This window comes from Streptomyces sp. NPDC059248 (assembly GCF_042753905.1).
GTDB lineage: Bacteria > Actinomycetota > Actinomycetes > Streptomycetales > Streptomycetaceae > Streptomyces.
This window is the reverse complement of sequence record NZ_JBHYZV010000025.1, coordinates 1-15,749: the sequence shown is the minus strand read 5'-3', so window position 1 is coordinate 15,749 and position 15,749 is coordinate 1. Positions and strand designations below refer to the sequence as shown.

Annotated in this window: 16 protein-coding genes; 5 read left to right on the top strand and 11 right to left on the bottom strand. The window is 70.9% G+C overall.

All coding sequences use genetic code 11. The annotated features are described in order from the left end of the window. The first annotated feature begins 60 nt into the window (after nt 1–60). Nucleotides 61–1,035 (top strand): UDP-glucose 4-epimerase GalE, encoded by a 975-nt coding sequence (gene galE / locus ACFXG1_RS13295; RefSeq protein WP_384724297.1) that lies wholly within the window; start codon nt 61–63, stop codon nt 1,033–1,035. A gap of 78 nt (nt 1,036–1,113) precedes the next feature. Here the strand turns inward: galE and hemC are convergent, their stop codons facing one another. Together hemC and ACFXG1_RS13285 are read right to left on the bottom strand one after the other, a co-directional pair. Beyond that, the gene (hemC, locus tag ACFXG1_RS13290; RefSeq protein WP_384717313.1) at nt 1,114–2,049 is read right to left on the bottom strand and encodes a hydroxymethylbilane synthase; all 936 of its coding nucleotides are present in this window, start codon (nt 2,047–2,049) and stop codon (nt 1,114–1,116) included. A gap of 89 nt (nt 2,050–2,138) precedes the next feature. Next, nucleotides 2,139–2,888, bottom strand: a complete 750-nt coding sequence (locus ACFXG1_RS13285; protein WP_384717316.1) for an SDR family NAD(P)-dependent oxidoreductase — start codon at nt 2,886–2,888, stop codon at nt 2,139–2,141. Nucleotides 2,889–2,954: 66 nt separating this feature from the next. Here ACFXG1_RS13285 and ACFXG1_RS13280 point away from each other — a divergent pair, with 66 nt between their 5' ends. Then, nucleotides 2,955–3,512 carry a MarR family winged helix-turn-helix transcriptional regulator gene (locus ACFXG1_RS13280; protein ID WP_384742395.1) on the top strand — a complete coding sequence of 186 codons (558 nt, stop codon included), beginning with the start codon at nt 2,955–2,957 and terminating at the stop codon, nt 3,510–3,512. Between the two features lie 73 nt (nt 3,513–3,585). Here ACFXG1_RS13280 and ACFXG1_RS13275 read toward each other — a convergent pair whose 3' ends face one another. From ACFXG1_RS13275 to ACFXG1_RS13240, 8 genes are all read right to left on the bottom strand, one after another. After that, nucleotides 3,586–4,818 (bottom strand): MFS transporter, encoded by a 1,233-nt coding sequence (locus ACFXG1_RS13275; protein WP_384717322.1) that lies wholly within the window; start codon nt 4,816–4,818, stop codon nt 3,586–3,588. Between the two features lie 81 nt (nt 4,819–4,899). After that, on the bottom strand, nt 4,900–6,225 hold the full coding sequence (locus tag ACFXG1_RS13270) for a DegT/DnrJ/EryC1/StrS family aminotransferase (RefSeq protein ID WP_384717325.1): 1,326 nt from the start codon (nt 6,223–6,225) through the stop codon (nt 4,900–4,902). Further along, nucleotides 6,219–7,322 carry an NAD-dependent epimerase/dehydratase family protein gene (locus tag ACFXG1_RS13265; RefSeq protein WP_384717328.1) on the bottom strand — a complete coding sequence of 368 codons (1,104 nt, stop codon included), beginning with the start codon at nt 7,320–7,322 and terminating at the stop codon, nt 6,219–6,221. Before ACFXG1_RS13265 ends, ACFXG1_RS13270 begins: the two co-directional genes overlap by 7 nt. Before the next feature lie 567 nt (nt 7,323–7,889). Further along, on the bottom strand, nt 7,890–8,681 hold the full coding sequence (locus tag ACFXG1_RS13260; protein ID WP_384724474.1) for an ABC transporter permease: 792 nt from the start codon (nt 8,679–8,681) through the stop codon (nt 7,890–7,892). Further along, complete coding sequence (locus ACFXG1_RS13255; RefSeq protein WP_384742393.1) at nt 8,678–9,670, bottom strand: ATP-binding cassette domain-containing protein; 993 nt, start codon at nt 9,668–9,670, stop codon at nt 8,678–8,680. Before ACFXG1_RS13255 ends, ACFXG1_RS13260 begins: the two co-directional genes overlap by 4 nt. Before the next feature lie 58 nt (nt 9,671–9,728). Continuing rightward, entirely contained in the window at nt 9,729–10,571 is an 843-nt protein-coding gene (locus ACFXG1_RS13250) for a DUF4097 domain-containing protein (RefSeq protein WP_384719490.1), read from the bottom strand. A gap of 63 nt (nt 10,572–10,634) precedes the next feature. Continuing rightward, complete coding sequence (locus ACFXG1_RS13245) at nt 10,635–11,144, bottom strand: toxin-antitoxin system HicB family antitoxin (protein WP_384719492.1); 510 nt, start codon at nt 11,142–11,144, stop codon at nt 10,635–10,637. A gap of 198 nt (nt 11,145–11,342) precedes the next feature. Further along, a complete protein-coding gene (locus ACFXG1_RS13240) occupies nt 11,343–11,621 on the bottom strand; it encodes a hypothetical protein (RefSeq protein WP_384719494.1) in 279 nt (92 codons plus the stop codon). Nucleotides 11,622–12,195: 574 nt separating this feature from the next. Between ACFXG1_RS13240 and ACFXG1_RS13235 the strand changes: the two genes are divergently transcribed. Next, on the top strand, nt 12,196–12,762 hold the full coding sequence (locus ACFXG1_RS13235) for a peptide deformylase (protein ID WP_384719496.1): 567 nt from the start codon (nt 12,196–12,198) through the stop codon (nt 12,760–12,762). A gap of 57 nt (nt 12,763–12,819) precedes the next feature. Next, the gene (locus ACFXG1_RS13230; RefSeq protein ID WP_384719498.1) at nt 12,820–13,431 is read left to right on the top strand and encodes a DUF5753 domain-containing protein; all 612 of its coding nucleotides are present in this window, start codon (nt 12,820–12,822) and stop codon (nt 13,429–13,431) included. A 65-nt stretch (nt 13,432–13,496) separates the two neighbouring features. Here ACFXG1_RS13230 and glnA read toward each other — a convergent pair whose 3' ends face one another. Continuing rightward, entirely contained in the window at nt 13,497–14,906 is a 1,410-nt protein-coding gene (gene glnA, locus ACFXG1_RS13225) for a type I glutamate--ammonia ligase (protein WP_384720639.1), read from the bottom strand. 232 nt (nt 14,907–15,138) lie between these two features. Here glnA and ACFXG1_RS13220 point away from each other — a divergent pair, with 232 nt between their 5' ends. Then, nucleotides 15,139–15,606, top strand: coding sequence for an RDD family protein (locus tag ACFXG1_RS13220; protein ID WP_384720642.1), 468 nt, complete (start codon nt 15,139–15,141; stop codon nt 15,604–15,606). The last annotated feature ends 143 nt before the right edge of the window (nt 15,607–15,749 follow it).

Sequence of the window (15,749 nt, the reverse complement as noted above, 5' to 3'; positions counted from 1 at the left end):
GCCCTGTCCCGACCGGCCGGGATCGGCCGGTGGCGGGCCCGTCATTGGTAAAATGCCCCAATGACCTGGCTCATCACCGGCGGCGCCGGATACATCGGCTCGCATGTCGTCAAGGCAATGACCGAGGCCGGCGAGGACGTCGTCGTCCTCGACGACCTCAGTACCGGCAACCCCGCGCGCGTGCCGCAGGGCATCGTGCTGGAACAGGGCACGGTCCTCGACCGCGCCTTCGTGGACCGGGTGCTGCGCGAGCACGCCGTCGACGGCATCGTGCACCTCGCCGGGAAGAAGCAGGTCGCCGAGTCCGTCGAGCGCCCCCTCCACTACTACCGCGAGAACGTCCAGGGTCTGGAGACCCTGCTGGCCGCCGCGGCCGAGGCGGGCGTCACCCGCTTCCTCTTCTCGTCCTCCGCGTCCGTCTACGGGATGCCGGACGTCGACCTCGTCACCGAGGACACCCCCTGCGCCCCGCTCAGCCCCTACGGCGAGACCAAGCTCGCCGGCGAGTGGCTGGTACGGGCCGCGGGCCGGGCGCACTCCATCTCCACCTCCTGCCTGCGTTACTTCAACGTGGCGGGCGCGGCCACCCCCGAGCTGGCCGACACCGGCGTCTTCAACCTGGTGCCGATGGTCTTCGAGCGCATCGACGCCGGTGCCGCCCCCCGGATCTTCGGCGACGACTACGCCACCCCCGACGGGACCTGCATCCGCGACTACATCCACGTCGAGGACCTGGCCGACGCCCACCTGGCCGCCGCCCGCAAGCTCGCCGAGTTCTCCGCCGCCGGCGAGGTACGCGACCTCACCCTCAACATCGGGCGCGGCGAAGGCGTCTCGGTGCGCGAGATGATCGGGCTGATCGACGAGGTCACCGGCAACACCGTCGAGGCCACCGTCACCCCGCGCCGCGCCGGTGACCCGGCGAAGGTCGTCGCCTGCGCCGACCGTATCCACACCGAGCTGGGCTGGAAGGCCCGCCACGAGGTACGGGACATGATCTCGTCCGCCTGGGAGGGCTGGAACCGCAAGGGCTGACCCCCGCCCCCCGCTCCGTACATCCGGAAAACCGAAGGGCCGCCGACCGGAGTCGGCGGCCCTTCGGCGTGTCACACGTCAGTGGGGGATCTCGTCGATCAGCTCCCGGGCGCCCTGGCGCAGCAGCGCCACCGCCACCGAGGTGCCCAGGGTCGCCGGGTCCAGCGGGCCCGCCCACTCATGGGCGTTGATGACCCGCTTGCCGTCTGGGGTGAAGACCTTGGCGCGCAGCGACAGCTCGCCACCGCGTTCGGCGCGGGCGTAGCCGGCGATGGGGGAGTTGCAGTGCCCCTGGAGGACATGGAGGAACATCCGCTCCGCCGTGGCCTCGCGATACGCCGCCGGATCGCCGAGCCCGCTGACCAGGTCGATGGTGTCGGTGTCGGTCTCGCGGCACTGGAGGGCGAGGATCCCGGCCCCGATCGGCGGGCACATCGTCTCCACCGACAGGATCTCGGTGATGACGTCCGTCCGTTCGATCCGCTCCAGACCGGCCGCCGCCAGCAGCAGCGCGTCCGCCTCACCGGCCGCCAGCTTCTCCAGCCGCCGGTTGGCGTTGCCCCGCATCGGGACGCACTCCAACTCCGGGTGGGAGGCGGCGAGCTGGGCGATCCGGCGCACCGACGACGTACCGATCCGGGTGCCCGGCGGCAGTTCGTCCAGCGTCAGACCGCCCGGGTGGATCAGGGCGTCCCGGATGTCGTCCCGGGCCAGGAAGGCCGCGAAGACGGTCCCGGCCGGCAGGGGGCGGTCCGCGGGGACGTCCTTGACGCAGTGCACCGCGAGATCGGCCTCCCCGGCCAGCAGGGCGGCGTCCACCTCCTTGGTGAACGCGCCCTTTCCGCCGAGCTTCGCCAGATCGCCCATCCAGCGGTCGCCGGAGGTCGTCACGGGGACGACCTCGGTCCTGATCCCCGGGTGCAGGGCGGCCAGTTCGGTCCGTACGCGCTCCACCTGGGCGAGGGCCATCGGGGACGAGCGGGTGACGATGCGGATCAGCTCGGGATCGGACATGCGGACCACGATAGGGCGTCCTGGGGCATGATCCGTCCACCCCGGCCGCCGCGGCACGGGAATTGCGCCACCAGGACAACCGGACGTCCTCATCGCGCCTTGTGCGCGCCCCCGTTCACATGCAGGACCTGACCGGTGATGTGCCGGGCGGCGGGGGAGGCGAGGAAGACCACGGCTCCGGCGATGTCCGACGGCGTCCCGGCACGGCCGGTCGCGGTCGCCGCCACCAGGGCCCCGCGCCGCTCGTCGGTGAGCCGGTCCCGGAAGAACTCGGTCTCCTTCGTATAGCCGGGTGATACGACATTGGCCGTGATGCCGCGCCCGCCCAACTCGCCCGCCAGGCTGATGTTCCACGCCACGAGCCCGGCCTTGGCGGCGCCGTACGACCCCGCCCCCTGGTCCGCGGCGATCGAACCGATGTGCACCACCGCGCCGCCGTCGGCGAGCCGGCCTTCCACGGCGCGGGTGGTGAGGGCGGCGCTCAGCAGATTGGCGTCCAGATTGGCGCGGAAGTCCCGGGCATAGGCGGCCAGATCGTCCGCCCCGTCGGCGTCGAAGTCGGTATTGCCGCCCGCGTTGTTGACGAGGACGTCGATCCGGGCGGGCAGCCGCTCCACGAGCCGTATCAATGTGTCCGGATCCGTATGGTCGCAGACCTCCGCCAGGACCGACACTCCTTCGGCCGCCGCCGCTGACAGCTCCGCCGCCGCCTTCTCCAACGGCTCGGCCCGGCGGCCGGTGAGGACGATCGTCGCCCCCGGCTCGGCGGTCGCGAACTGCCGGGCGATCTCCAGACCGATACCCGTACCGCCCCCGGTGACAAGGATGCCGCGTGTCATATGCTGGCCCTCTCCATCCGTTCAGGTCTAAATTTAGACCTCAACATAACCCGTGGACGTGACCCCGTGGCAAGTCAGCACCCACCGGTCCCCGAGAAATCGGCCCGCGCCATCGCCGACGCCTGGAGCCGTGAACTCCCCGGCGTCCCCGTCTCCTCGATCGGTGTCGTCACCCCCCTGTGGCGGCTCGCCAAGCTCTTCGGCGACGACCGCCGCCGCGTCCTCGCCCGGGTCGGCGTGGACGCCGCCACCCTCGACCTCCTCAGCGTGCTGCGCCGGTCAGGTCCCCCGTACACCCTCACCACCCGCGAACTGGGCCACCGCTCCCTCGTCACCGCGGGCGCCGTCTCCCAGCGCGTGGCCCGCGCCGAGACCGAAGGGCTGGTCACCCGGACGCCCCTCGGCGGCCGGCCCCGTACCGTCGAGGTCACCCTCACCCCCACCGGCCACGCCCTGGTCGAATCGACGGTCGAGTCGGTACTCGGCCGGGAATCGGAGCTGCTCACGGGCCTGACCCCGGAGGAGCGGGGTCAGCTGGCGACCCTGCTGGAGAAGCTCTTCGGCACGGTCGCGGAGGCACTGGACGACCATCGCGTCACCCATGTGGGGGACGACGACGCCTGATCCGCCCCCGCAGCCGAACCGCAACCGCGCCCGCGCCCGGACCGCGCCCGCGCCCGGACCGCGCCCGCGCCCGCTACCGCGCCCGCAACCGGACCGCGAGCACCGCCATCACCGTCATCAGCGCGGGCAGGACCAGCATCGCCACCCGCAGGCTCGTGGACTCGGCGACGAAGCCGATCAGCGGCGGGCCCGCGAGGAAGCCGACATAGCCCACCGCGGAGACGGCGGCGATGGAGGGTCCCGGCCGGTCGGGGCGCAGGTTCGCGGCATGGCTGAAGACCACCGGGACGACCGCGGCCATCCCCAGGCCCAGCAGCGCGTAGCCGAGGAATCCGGCGACGACCGTGGTGGAGACGACCGGCACCAGGCCCCCGGCCGCGGCGACCACCGCACAGCCGAGGACGAAGCCGGTGGTCCCGACGCGGGAGCGGACGCGGTCGGCGGTGAGCCGGCCGACGACCATCCCGGCCGAGAAGACGGCGAAGCCGATGCCCGAGAGACCGGCGGACGCGCCCGTCACCTCGTGCAGATAGACCGCGCCCCAGTCGTTGACGACCCCCTCGCCCATCAGCGCGCAGAAGGCGACGAGGCCGGGGATCCACAACCCTGGCCCCGGCAGGGCCAGCAGCGGGGCGGGCGGTTCGTCGTCGTGGGCCGGGTGCGGCGGATCGGGCGCCAGCGCCGTCACCGCCGTGGCGGCGATCGCGCCCAGCACCACCGCCGTGATCGCGAAGTGCGGCCCGATCCCGACCCCCGCCCAGGCCACCAGCCCGCCGATGCTCGCCCCCACGATGCCGCCGAGGCTGAACATCGCGTGGAACCCGCCGAGCACCGGCCGCCCGTAGGCCCGCTCCACCAGCACACCCTGCGTGTTCATGGCCACGTCGACGGCCGTGTTGCCGCACGCGAAGAGCGCCAGGACCACCGCCAGCGCCGCCAGCCCCGGTACGACGGAGAGCGCGGCCAGGGCGGACAGATACAGGGCCATGCCCGCGCAGAGCACCGTACGGCTGCCGTACCGGGCGACCAGTCCGCCCACCAGGGGCAGTCCGAGGAACGCCCCGCCGCTCAGCCCCACCAGCGCCACCGCGAGCTGCCCGGCGGACAGATCGAGCCGGTCCTGGACGGCGGGTACCCGGGCGGCCCAGGTGGCGAAGGCGGCGCCGGTGACGAAGAAGATCGTGCTCACCGCCAGCCGCGCCCGTCTCGGGCGGGCCGTCGCCGGGGCGGGGGAGGCGAGCCGCGTTCCCGCGCGGTTCGTCGGGTCCGGTGCCAGGCCGTCGGCCCCGTCCGGGTATTTCGGCATAAAAGAAGTGCGTCCTCACCGTGCCGAGAAGATCTGCGTCCGTTGTCCACCCTCGCGCATCCGCGGGGGTTCCCGCCTGCTCTACGAGTCCGTGTCCCCCTCCCGGGCCGCGATCCGCCGCGCCCGCGCGATCAGCGCCGTCCGCTCCTCCACCAGCACCTTGTGGAAGACGTCGGCGAACAGCCGCATCGTGGCGGTGTCGTTCGGCGGCCCCAACGAACTGAAGCTCTGGCCGAGCACCAGCCGCCGGCGGCAGATCTCCTCGGCCACCGGATACTCCTCGGGCCGGTACACATGCCCCGGGGCCGCGTGACCGCAGCTCCACGGGCAGCCCCGGCCGTAGCCGCGCAGCTCCTGGAAGAGCGTCTGGGCCGGGACCGGCCGCGGCTGCCAGCGCATGATGCCGAGGCCCTCCGCGTTCACGGCCTCCTCGACGGCGTCGCGGAACGCCGGTACGGGCACATCGGCCGGATCGAGGCCCAGCTCCTCCGGCGCGACGAGGAGCGGATAGAAGAAGTAGACATGCGTACGGTCCGGGGGGACGACCGGCGGCCGGATGCCCGGGATCCCCGCCAGCGCCGCGGTGAGCGCCGCGCCATTGGCCTCGCGGACCCGGGTCATCTCCGCGAGCCGGCCGAGCTGGGAGCGGGCGAACGCGGCGGCCAGGACGTCGATCCGGTAGTTCCAGCCCATGATCCGGGCGTTGTAGTCCCGCCCCTGGCCCGGCAGTTCCTCACCGAACATCAGCACCCGCCGGGCGAGCCGGAACGCCTCCTCGTCCCGGGTCGCGAACAGCCCGCCCTCACCGAGCGCCGACAGGGTTTTGGAGCCGTTGAGACTGGCGCCGCTCATCGCGCCCAGCGATCCCACGGGCCGCCCCCGGTACACCGCGCCGTGCGCCTGCGCCGCGTCCTCGATCAGCGTCAGGCCGTGCCGGTCGGCGACGGCGCCCAAGGCGTCGTAGTCGGCGGGCAGCCCGTTCAGGTCGACCGCGAGGACCGCCCGCGTACGGGGGGTGATCCGCTCCTCGATCCGGGCCGGGTCGAGGGCGAACGTCTCGATGTCCGTATCGACGAAGACGGGGATCGCGTTGGCCTGCAGCACACAGGAGGCCGAGGCCAGGAAGGTGTCCGCGGGGACGAGGACCTCGTCGCCCGGCTCCACCCCGGCGGCGCTGATCGCCATGTGCAGCGCCGCCGTACCCGAGTTGGCGGCCAGCACGTACGGCATCGAGGTGTACGCCCCCCACGCCTCCTCCAGCTCCTGAACCGCCCGCATCGGCCAGTGCCAGGGCGTCGCCGAGTCCATGGCCGCCATGACGGCCGCGCGGTCCTCGTCGACGATGTGCGGCCAGGGCGCCACCGCGCCCTCGGGCACCAGCCGCGTACCACCGTCAGCGGCTAGCACCCCGCGGCCTCCTCCGTACCGACGGCCCCGGCCGTCGCCGCCCGGACGGCCTCAGCCTCCGCCGCCGCGACGGACGCGCCGGCCCACCTGCCGCGAACCGGCCGCTCCCGGCGGAACACCGCCTTCGCCGACGGCAGTTCGGGCGCCGCCCCGAGCAGGGCCGCCAGCGCCGCCAGGCCCTCCGCGAGGGGGACCCGGGGCGCGAAACCGAGGCGGGTCAGCCGGGAGACGTCGGCGACGAGCGGGAAGCTGTCCTCCAGACTGCTCGTATCGGCGTCGAGCAGCGCGGGCCGCCCGGTGGCCCGCCCCACCGCGTGCGCGAGTTCCCGCATCGAAACCCCCGTACCACTGCCCAGGTTGTACGTCTCCCCTTCCGCCCCGCGGTCGGCGAGCGTGACGAGCGCCCGGCACAGGTCCTCCACATGGATGAAGTCCCGGGTCTTGCGGTCGATGTCCCCGACGACGGGGATCGGTCGCTCGTTGAGGTGCCACCGCAGGAACTGCGACACCTCCCCGCCCGCGTGCCGCGGGTCCTCGCCGGGCCCGTAGACGACGAAGGAGCGCCCGATGACGACGGGCAGTCCGATGGACTCGTACAGGCTGCGCAGGGTGAGTTCGCCGGACAGCTTGGAGGCGCCGTACGGCAGGAAGGGCCGGGTCGGATGGTCCTCACCCATCGGCGAGTACCGAGGCGTGCCGTAGACGATCGCGGAGGAGAGGTAGACCAGCCGCCGGACGCCCAGTTCGAGGCAGGCGTTGCCCACATGGCAGGTGCCCAGGGCATTGAGCTGGAAGTCGTACCGGGGATGCTCCACCGATACGGTGCCGCTGGCGTTGCCCGCCAGATGGAAGACGACGTCGGCGCCGCGCAGGGCGAGCAGGGTCTCTCCGTAGTCCCGTAGATCGGCACGGGTCTCACGGACGCCGGGTAACGCCGCGATGTCGTCGGGTAGCCGGACCCGGTCGACGACGGTGACCCGCTTGCCGAGACGGCTGAGCAGCGTCACCAGCCGGCGGCCGACGAACCCGGCGCCGCCGGTCACCACCGCGTCGTAGTGCTCTCGTAGTCGGTCGGACTTGTCTACCGCGTGGATCAAGATCGCTCCTGGGTAGGTGGAAGCCGGAACCGCCCTCGGGGCCCAACTCCCACGGTGGACCTTCGGAGTCGACACCCGACGGACCGACGGACCGACGGACCGGCATCGGGCCGTCCCCGCACGTCGTCCCGCCATCGGGTCGTTCGACATCACGGCCACCGGGGATCCGGGACCGTGTCGCTACGCGTTGACGAGGCCCGCTCGCGTCGGGGACACCGGCTGGTGGCGACGAGTCTCGGCGGGACGGACCGGGCGTAGGACCCCTGCGCCCCGTCCTGCTCCAGTGGACCACGCGCCCCGGCAGCGGGGACAAGCCCTCCGGGCCGTAATGGCCGATGTGCCGCTCCCGCCCTCCGGACGCGCTGCGATACGGAACACGTCGCGGCCCTCCCCCACGGGGGCGAGTCCGGCCCCGCGACCCGTACCGGAGCGGTGGACGGACCCGCCCGGAGAGGCCGGGATGGCTGATTCCGCCGCCCTATCGCCCCGCGATACCCACCGAACGAAGGGCGGCGCGTCCCGACGGGTGTCGGGGCGCGCCGCCCTGGGACGGTACGGAGTCCGTGATTACTTCGGGTCGCGGTTGAACAGGGACTTGGACCAGCGGTATCCGAGCACCACCAGGACCACGGACCAGGCGAGGGCGAGCCAGCCGTTGTGGCCGATCTCGGTGCCGAGGAGCAGGCCGCGCAGGGTCTCGATGACGGGGGTGAAGGGCTGGTACTCGGCGATCGGCTGGAACCAGCCCGGCATCGCGTCGAGGGGGACGAAGGTGCTGGAGATCAGCGGGAGGAAGATCAGCGGCATGGCGTTGTTGCTGGCCGCCTCGGCGTTCGGGCTGGACAGCCCCATGCCGACCGCGATCCAGGTGAGCGCCAGGGTGAAGAACGAGACCAGACCGAAGGCGGCGAGCCACTCGACGACGGTGGCGTCCGTGGAGCGGAAGCCGATGGCCACGGCGATGGCGCCGACGAGGACGACACTGACGAGGGCCTGCAGCACGCTGCCGACCACATGTCCGATGAGGACCGCGCCGCGGTGGACGGCCATGGTGCGGAAACGGGCGATGATGCCCTCGGTCATATCCATCGACACGGAGACCGCGGTGCCGACCGTGGTGCCGCCGACGGTCATCAGCAGCAGACCCGGGACGAGGAAGGCGATGTACGCGGAGCGGTCGGCGGTCCCGCCGTTCATCCCGGCGCTCATGGTGTCGCCGAAGATGTAGACGAACAGCAGCAGCAGCATGACCGGCGTGAGCAGGAGTTGCACCGTCATCGACGGATAGCGCCGGACGTGCAGCAGATTGCGCCGCAGCATCGTGGACGAGTCACGGACGGCGAGGGAGAGGGAGTTCATCGGGCGTTCTCCTTGGACTTGCCGGCCGGGCCGGGCACGGTGCCGCTGGTCAGGGCGAAGAAGACATCGTCGAGATCGGGGGTGTGGACGGTCAGCTCATCGGCCTCGACTCCGGTGGAGTCCAGCCAGTCGAGTACGGACCGCAGTTCGCGCTGGCTGCCGTCGCTGGGGATCTGCAGGGCCAGCGCCTCGTCGTCGCGGGTGGTCTCGCGCAGGACGGAGGCGGCTTCCTGGTACGCCGCGGGGTCGGTGAACCGGAGGCGGATATGGCCGCCGGGGATGAGCCGCTTCAGCTCGTCCGCGGTGCCTTCGGCGGCGATCCGGCCGTCGTTCAGGACGGCGATCCGGTGGGCGAGTTCATCGGCCTCCTCCAGATACTGGGTGGTGAGGAAGACGGTGACACCGCCGGAGACCAGCTCGCGGATGATCTGCCACATGTTGTGCCGGGACCGCGGGTCGAGGCCGGTGGTCGGCTCGTCGAGGAAGATGATCCGCGGGGCGCCGACGAGGGTCATCGCGATGTCGAGGCGGCGCTTCATCCCGCCGGAGTAGCTCTGCGCGGGCTTCTTCGCCGCCTCGGTGAGGTCGAACCGCTCCAGCAGCTCGGCCACCACCCGACGGCCCTCCTGCCGGGGCAGCCGGTGCAGATCCGCCATGAGGAGCATGTTCTCCTCGCCGGTGATCAGCCCGTCCACCGCGGAGAACTGACCGGTGACACCGATCGCCGCGCGGACGGCCTGGGGCTCGGCCGCCAGGTCGTGGCCCGCGATCCGGGCGCTGCCGCCGTCCGCCGTGATGAGGGTGGAGAGGATCTTCACGGCGGTGGTCTTGCCCGCGCCGTTCGGACCGAGCAGCGCGAACACCGACCCGGCCGGGATGTCGAGATCGATGCCGTCGAGCACGGTCTTGTCGCCGTAAGACTTCCGCAGACCCGTGACGGAGATGGCGGCCGACGGCCGCGGGTCGTCTCCGCGACTGGCTGTGGACATGACAGAGTAAGGCATGGGGACGTCCTGTTCGAAGGGGGATGGTAGGGGGAGTGGGGGGTCAGACCTTGGCGCGGAGGATGTCGATATTGCCGTGACGGGTACGGGCGTGGACCTTGACGGCGTTCTCCGAATCCGTCGGAGTCCCGGACGAGGCCAGTGTGTTGCGCACCCGCCCGCTCCCCGCGTGGGCGTCGAGCCAGACGGGAGTCCCCTCGCGGACGCCGACCTCGATGGCGCCGTACGGGGTCTCCAGCTGTACGGTGCCGCGGGTGACCTCGCCCACCCGCACGGTGCCGTTGGAGGTGGTGGCGGTGACCGAGTCCTCGGCCCGCCGGATGTCGATATCGCCGTGGGAACCGTCCACCCGCAGCTCGCCGGTGGAGGCGCCGACGCTCGTGGTGCCGTGCGCGTTCTTCACAACGGCCGGCCCGTCGAGGAGCCCGAGCCGCACACTGCCCGATCCCGTGGTGATCTCGGCGGTCCCCTCGACCCGGTCCACGGTGATCGAGCCGTGCTTCGCGGTCAGCGTCAGCGGCCCGGTCGTATCGAGCCGGACATCACCGGACGCGGTCTTCACCCGGACCTCGCCGAGCCGCCCCTCGCCGAGCACCTGCGCCCAGGCGCCGGTCATCTCGATATGCGAGTCCGCGGGCAGCTCGACCGTCACATCGACGATCCCGGACCGCCCGAGCGGACGCGGTCTTGGCGTCCGCACGGTCAGTGTGCCGTCGGCGTACCCGACCTCGGTCCGCTCGGCCGTCCGCACATCCAGCTCCTTCCGCGGATCGCGGGGCCGTACGTCGACGACGGCACCGGCCCGGTCCCCCGCGGCGAACCGAATGGAACCGGCCTCCACATGGGCGGTGACCGAGACGGGTCCCGTGGTGTCGAAAGAAGGCATGACTGTTCCGTCCTCTTGGTTCATCAACAAGGAAAAGAAGGCGAACGCGCCGGTACGAACGGGCTAGCGCACCCAGCCCGTGAAACTCTGTCCCGCGGTCTTGCTCCCGCCCGTGGACCGCGTCCCCGAGCCGCCACCGGCCACGGTCGCCACGGCCCGCACCAGCCAGGCGTTGAGCGACAGCCCCTCCCGGCCCGCGGCCTCCTCGGCCCGCGCCTTGAGATGAGCCGGCAACCGCAGATTGACCCGCGCGGTCCCGCCCTCGTCCCCCTCGGCGGCCGCCTGCGCCACAAACGGTTCCAGCGGCTCCACGGTGGCGCCATCCTGCGCCGAAGGCGCGTTCACCACAAAGTCGGGCTCGAGACCCCGCAGCCGCACATCGGCCGACCCGGGCGCCAGCTCCCGGCTGACCTCCTCCATCGCGGCGGACAGCACACCGAGCATGGCCAGCCGGGTCGCCGCCTCCAGTGGAGCCGCGATCCTCTCGATCAGCTCACGGGCGTCGTCCCCGCCGACTTCGGCGGCCACCGCGAGTTCGCGGTGGAGGGTGTCGACATACGGGGTGAGGTCCATGACGCCATCATGGCACCATGGCGCCGCCATGCGCAACCCCGAATGGCGCCGCACATGGCGCGAGTCTTGGCGTGAGGGCTGTGAGCTGCGAAAACGCGCCCGCATCCGCTGGAAGCAGGGTGGTGCCATACCCCGGAATCAACGCCACCCGCCCTGACATGGCGCCGCCTGGCGCCATGCGCCGACGCCACTCCGCCCTTACACGTCCCGCACAGCGAGCAGCTCGACCGCCGCCCCCGACGACTCCAGCAACGGCGCGGCGGCGACACGCCGGGCATCAGCCCGGAAGGCGTCGAGATCCTTCCCGTCGGGAAAGGTGACGAGATGGGCCTCGACCCGATCGTCGACGCTGCGCAGCCGACGCTCAAGCCGCCCGCCGTACTCGGCGAGAAGCGGCAGAACGACGCGCTCATACCCCTCGAAGTCACCCAGACCACCCTCGGGCACGCGCGCGAGCATCAGGTATGTGACGGCCATGGATCCCCCGTAGCGGTCTCGGAACAGTGATCGCCGAGACTAGCCGGAGTCGGGATACGCACGAACGCTCCCGGGCGTCTGCTGGAATGCGCCCGCCGTGGATCCGGTGGGCGGGGCCGGGGGCGGCTCATGGTCCCTCTCGTCGACATATTGCAACGCCGCCCCGGCGCCGTACGTGTCGCCATAGGCTGGCGCCCGGATCTGGGTAGTTCAGCGGTGGCCCCATCACAGGGCTTGACGGTCTGATGTGTGGGCTGGTCCCAGGAGGCAGAAGTGAACGAATCTTGCCGGACGGTGACCAGATGTCCTGCCTTCTCCAGTCATGGCAGGGTTACCTCGACCGGCGGGTGTTGGCGCATGTGCTCGGTGAGCAGAGCGGCCAGCTCTTCGCCGAGAGGGAGCGAAGACGAGGGTGCTGCGGTCCTGAGTGATCTGTCGGCGGATGTGGACGACCTTGTCCGTCCGTAGCCGGTCGACGTCCTCAGGGCCCCCCCGCACTGCACGCTCGATACCGTCTGGAGTGGCGGTTCCGGGCAGGACCCGAACACGCAGCGGACCAAGGGGAGTTCAGTTGATGGACGTTCGGCCCAGCCGGCAGATGCGCGACCTCGGCGTCGTCCAGGAGGGCGCCGCCATCCTCACCACAGCTGCCCGTCCCCTCGACCTGCCCACCGAGCGCGACGAGGCCGAGCGCATCGTGGACGAACTCTTTGCCGCTCTGAACCGCATCGGTCAGGTGCACCCCTTCGCCAAGGGCATGGGCATCGCGGCCCCACAGATCGGCATCAGCCGCTCCGTCGCAGTCGTCCAGCCGCCGGGGGACGCTCCGGCAATCATCCTGCTCAACCCACGGATCACGGCGTGCGCGGATACGGGTGACGAGCAGTACGAGGGCTGCCTTAGCTTCTTCGACGTCCGCGGCCTTGTGCCCCGCCCCCTGGAGATCACGGTGGAGACCACGACCCTGAACGGCGAGACCTCGGCCACCGTGTACGAACACGGCCTCGCCCGCCTCATCCACCACGAGGTCGACCACCTCGATGGTTTCCTGTACTCCGCCCGCATGCGTTCCGGAGTGACGCCGATTCCCGTGGAGCAGTACCGACAGAGTGGCCGGGCTTGGGCGTACGACCGTTCATGACGTGCGAGGGCGGAATCCGTCCGCTCGAATCCGCAGTGACTCTCAGGAGGGGACACCGTGACCAGTTACGTTCCATGGCGGCAACGTCTGTCCACCGGTACCGAGGCGATCCAGGACGAAGTCGTCCGCCGATACCAGGAGACGCGCGAGGGCGTGGCGTATGTGCCCTCCATGGTCTGGGGGACGCTCCAGACGGAGGCGTACGCCACCGTGATCCTGGGCCAGGTGGTCGAGTTCCTGGGCGTTCCGGACGACGTACCGGCGGGGGTTGCCAAACGCATGCTGCGCCAGCAGGTGTTGTACGACGGTGAGCACCACTACGACGTCGTCCTCGGGGAACAGGCCCTTTACACGGATATCGGTGGCCCCGAGGTCATGCGCGAGCAGATCGGCCGGATCCTCCGCGACATCGACCTGCCCTCACTCACGCTCGGCATCGTTCCCGTCTCGGCTCGGGTGAACATGCACCCCGTCCACGCCTTCAACATGTACGGCGACGAGGTCCACGTCGAACTGGTCTCCTCGGGCGTGACCGTCACCGAGGAGGACGAGGTCGCCCTCTACCGCAAGGCGTTCGACAGGATGCGCGAAGCGGCTCTGCACGGCGACGCCGCCAAGGAACTCCTGGGGAAAGCGATGTCCTTCTGGACCGGCGCGCCACGCGGCTGACTGTACGACCGAGGGCCGCCACCTCCGAGGGGAGGTGGCGGCCCTTGTGTGTCCGGTCCGACGGCTTAGATGTCGAAGTACAGCTCGAACTCGTGCGGGTGCGGGCGGAGCTGGATCGGGGCGATCTCGTGGGTGCGCTTGTAGTCGATCCAGGTCTCGATCAGGTCGGCCGTGAACACACCGCCCGCCTGGAGGTACTCGTTGTCCTCTTCCAGGGCGTCGAGGACGGCCGGGAGGGAGGTCGGGACCTGGGGGACGCCCGCGTGCTCCTCGGGCGCCAGTTCGTAGAGGTCCTTGTCGATCGGCTCGGCCGGCTCGATCTTGTTCTTGACGCCGTCGAGGCCCGCGAGGAGGAGGGCCGAGAAGGCCAGGTACGGGTTGGAGGACGGGTCGGGGGCGCGGAACTCGACGCGCTTGGCCTTGGGGTTGGAGCCGGTGATCGGGATACGCATCGCGGCGGAGCGGTTGCGCTGCGAGTAGACCAGGTTGACCGGGGCCTCGAAGCCGGGGACCAGGCGGTGGTAGGAGTTCACCGTCGGGTTGGTGAAGGCCAGCAGCGACGGGGCGTGCTTCAGGATGCCGCCGATGTAGTAGCGGGCCATGTCGGAGAGGCCGGCGTAACCCTGCTCGTCGTAGAAGAGCGGGATGCCGTTCTGCCAGAGCGACTGGTGGACGTGCATGCCCGAGCCGTTGTCGCCGAAGATCGGCTTCGGCATGAAGGTCGCGGTCTTGCCGTTGCGCCAGGCGACGTTCTTCACGATGTACTTGAAGAGCATCAGGTCGTCGGCGGCGGCCAGCAGGGTGTTGAACTTGTAGTTGATCTCCGCCTGGCCCGCGGTGCCGACCTCGTGGTGCTGGCGCTCGACCTGGAGGCCGGACTTCTCCAGCTCCAGGGAGATCTCCGCGCGCAGGTCGGCGAAGTGGTCGACCGGCGGGGCGGGGAAGTAGCCGCCCTTGTAGCGGACCTTGTAGCCGCGGTTGTCCTCGACCGCACCGGTGTTCCAGGCGCCCGCCTCGGAGTCGATGTGGTAGAAGCCCTCGTTCGCGGAGGTGCTGAAGCGGACCGAGTCGAAGACGTAGAACTCCGCCTCCGGGCCGAAGAACGCGGTGTCCGCGATGCCGGTGGAGGCGAGGTACGTCTCCGCCTTCTTGGCGATGTTGCGCGGGTCACGGCTGTACTGCTCGCCGGTGATCGGGTCGTGGATGAAGAAGTTGATGTTCACCGTCTTGTCCCGGCGGAACGGGTCGACCCGGGCCGTGGACAGGTCGGCGCGGAGCGCCATGTCCGACTCGTGGATCGCCTGGAAGCCGCGGATCGACGAGCCGTCGAAGGCCAGCTCCTCCGCCGGGTCGAAGATGCTCGCCGGGATCGTGAAGTGCTGCATCACGCCTGGCAGGTCGCAGAACCGCACGTCGATGAACTTGACGTCCTCGTCGGCGATGAACTTCTTCGCGTCGTCGGCGTTCTGGAACATCCAACTCCTCCTACTCCCGTCCCGGCGGGGCGGGGTGGTAGCTCGTCCGTGCGACCAGTGCGGTGGCCCACGCGACCCCGACCATAGGCAGGGGGCATTTCTCCAGCATGACCCGATTGTTTCGGCCGCGTTAACCGGCCGGGTGGTCCGCGTCGGGTACATCACCCCAGGTCGTACCGGCGGTGGTGACCCGGCCGCAGGGGGACGGAACGGGGCGCAGTACCGTGGACGGGTGGACAACAGGCAAGCAATCGGATCGTGGCTCTCCGGACCCCGCGCGGCGGCCGAGGACATGGGCGTCGACTTCGGGTACCGGGGCAAGCGGCTCGGCCTGCCGGAGGAGGGGCCGGGCTCCATCGCCCCCACCGGGCGGCGGCTCGGGGCCGTCTTCGTCGACTGGGGGCTGTGCTTCCTCGTCGCGAGCGCCTTCTTCGCCGACGGCAACCGTCAGACCGCGGGCAACTGGGCGCTGGGGATCTTCTTCGTCCTGAGCGTACTCACCCTCGGGACCGTGGGCTTCACCCCCGGAAAGCGGCTCTTCCGCCTCCAGGTGGTCGCCGTCGAGAGCGGACGGCTCTCCCCGGGGCGGGCCGTGCTGCGGAGCGTCCTGCTCTGTCTGGGGCTCCCGGCGCTGATCTGGGACCGGGACGGGCGAGGACTGCACGACCGGATCGCCAAGTCCGTCGAGGTGCGGCTCTGAGTCGTTGATACGACAAGAGGGGCGGGCGGCGGGGGTTAGGCCCCCCCCCCCCCTAGAGGGGTGGGGGGTGGGGGTGGCGGGGGGGGGGGGCGCCCGCCGGCACCCCACCCCCCACGGCCAAAACGCCCAAGGGGGTGGGGGAA

Coding starts and splice junctions, on each gene's coding strand:
- galE (WP_384724297.1), top strand. CDS start 61: ATGACCTGGCTCATCACCGGCGGCGCCGGATACATCGGCTCGCATGTC.
- hemC (WP_384717313.1), bottom strand. CDS start 2,049: ATGTCCGATCCCGAGCTGATCCGCATCGTCACCCGCTCGTCCCCGATG.
- ACFXG1_RS13285 (WP_384717316.1), bottom strand. CDS start 2,888: ATGACACGCGGCATCCTTGTCACCGGGGGCGGTACGGGTATCGGTCTG.
- ACFXG1_RS13275 (WP_384717322.1), bottom strand. CDS start 4,818: ATGCCGAAATACCCGGACGGGGCCGACGGCCTGGCACCGGACCCGACG.
- ACFXG1_RS13260 (WP_384724474.1), bottom strand. CDS start 8,681: ATGAACTCCCTCTCCCTCGCCGTCCGTGACTCGTCCACGATGCTGCGG.
- ACFXG1_RS13255 (WP_384742393.1), bottom strand. CDS start 9,670: ATGTCCACAGCCAGTCGCGGAGACGACCCGCGGCCGTCGGCCGCCATC.
- ACFXG1_RS13250 (WP_384719490.1), bottom strand. CDS start 10,571: ATGCCTTCTTTCGACACCACGGGACCCGTCTCGGTCACCGCCCATGTG.
- ACFXG1_RS13245 (WP_384719492.1), bottom strand. CDS start 11,144: ATGGACCTCACCCCGTATGTCGACACCCTCCACCGCGAACTCGCGGTG.
- ACFXG1_RS13240 (WP_384719494.1), bottom strand. CDS start 11,621: ATGGCCGTCACATACCTGATGCTCGCGCGCGTGCCCGAGGGTGGTCTG.
- ACFXG1_RS13235 (WP_384719496.1), top strand. CDS start 12,196: ATGGACGTTCGGCCCAGCCGGCAGATGCGCGACCTCGGCGTCGTCCAG.
- glnA (WP_384720639.1), bottom strand. CDS start 14,906: ATGTTCCAGAACGCCGACGACGCGAAGAAGTTCATCGCCGACGAGGAC.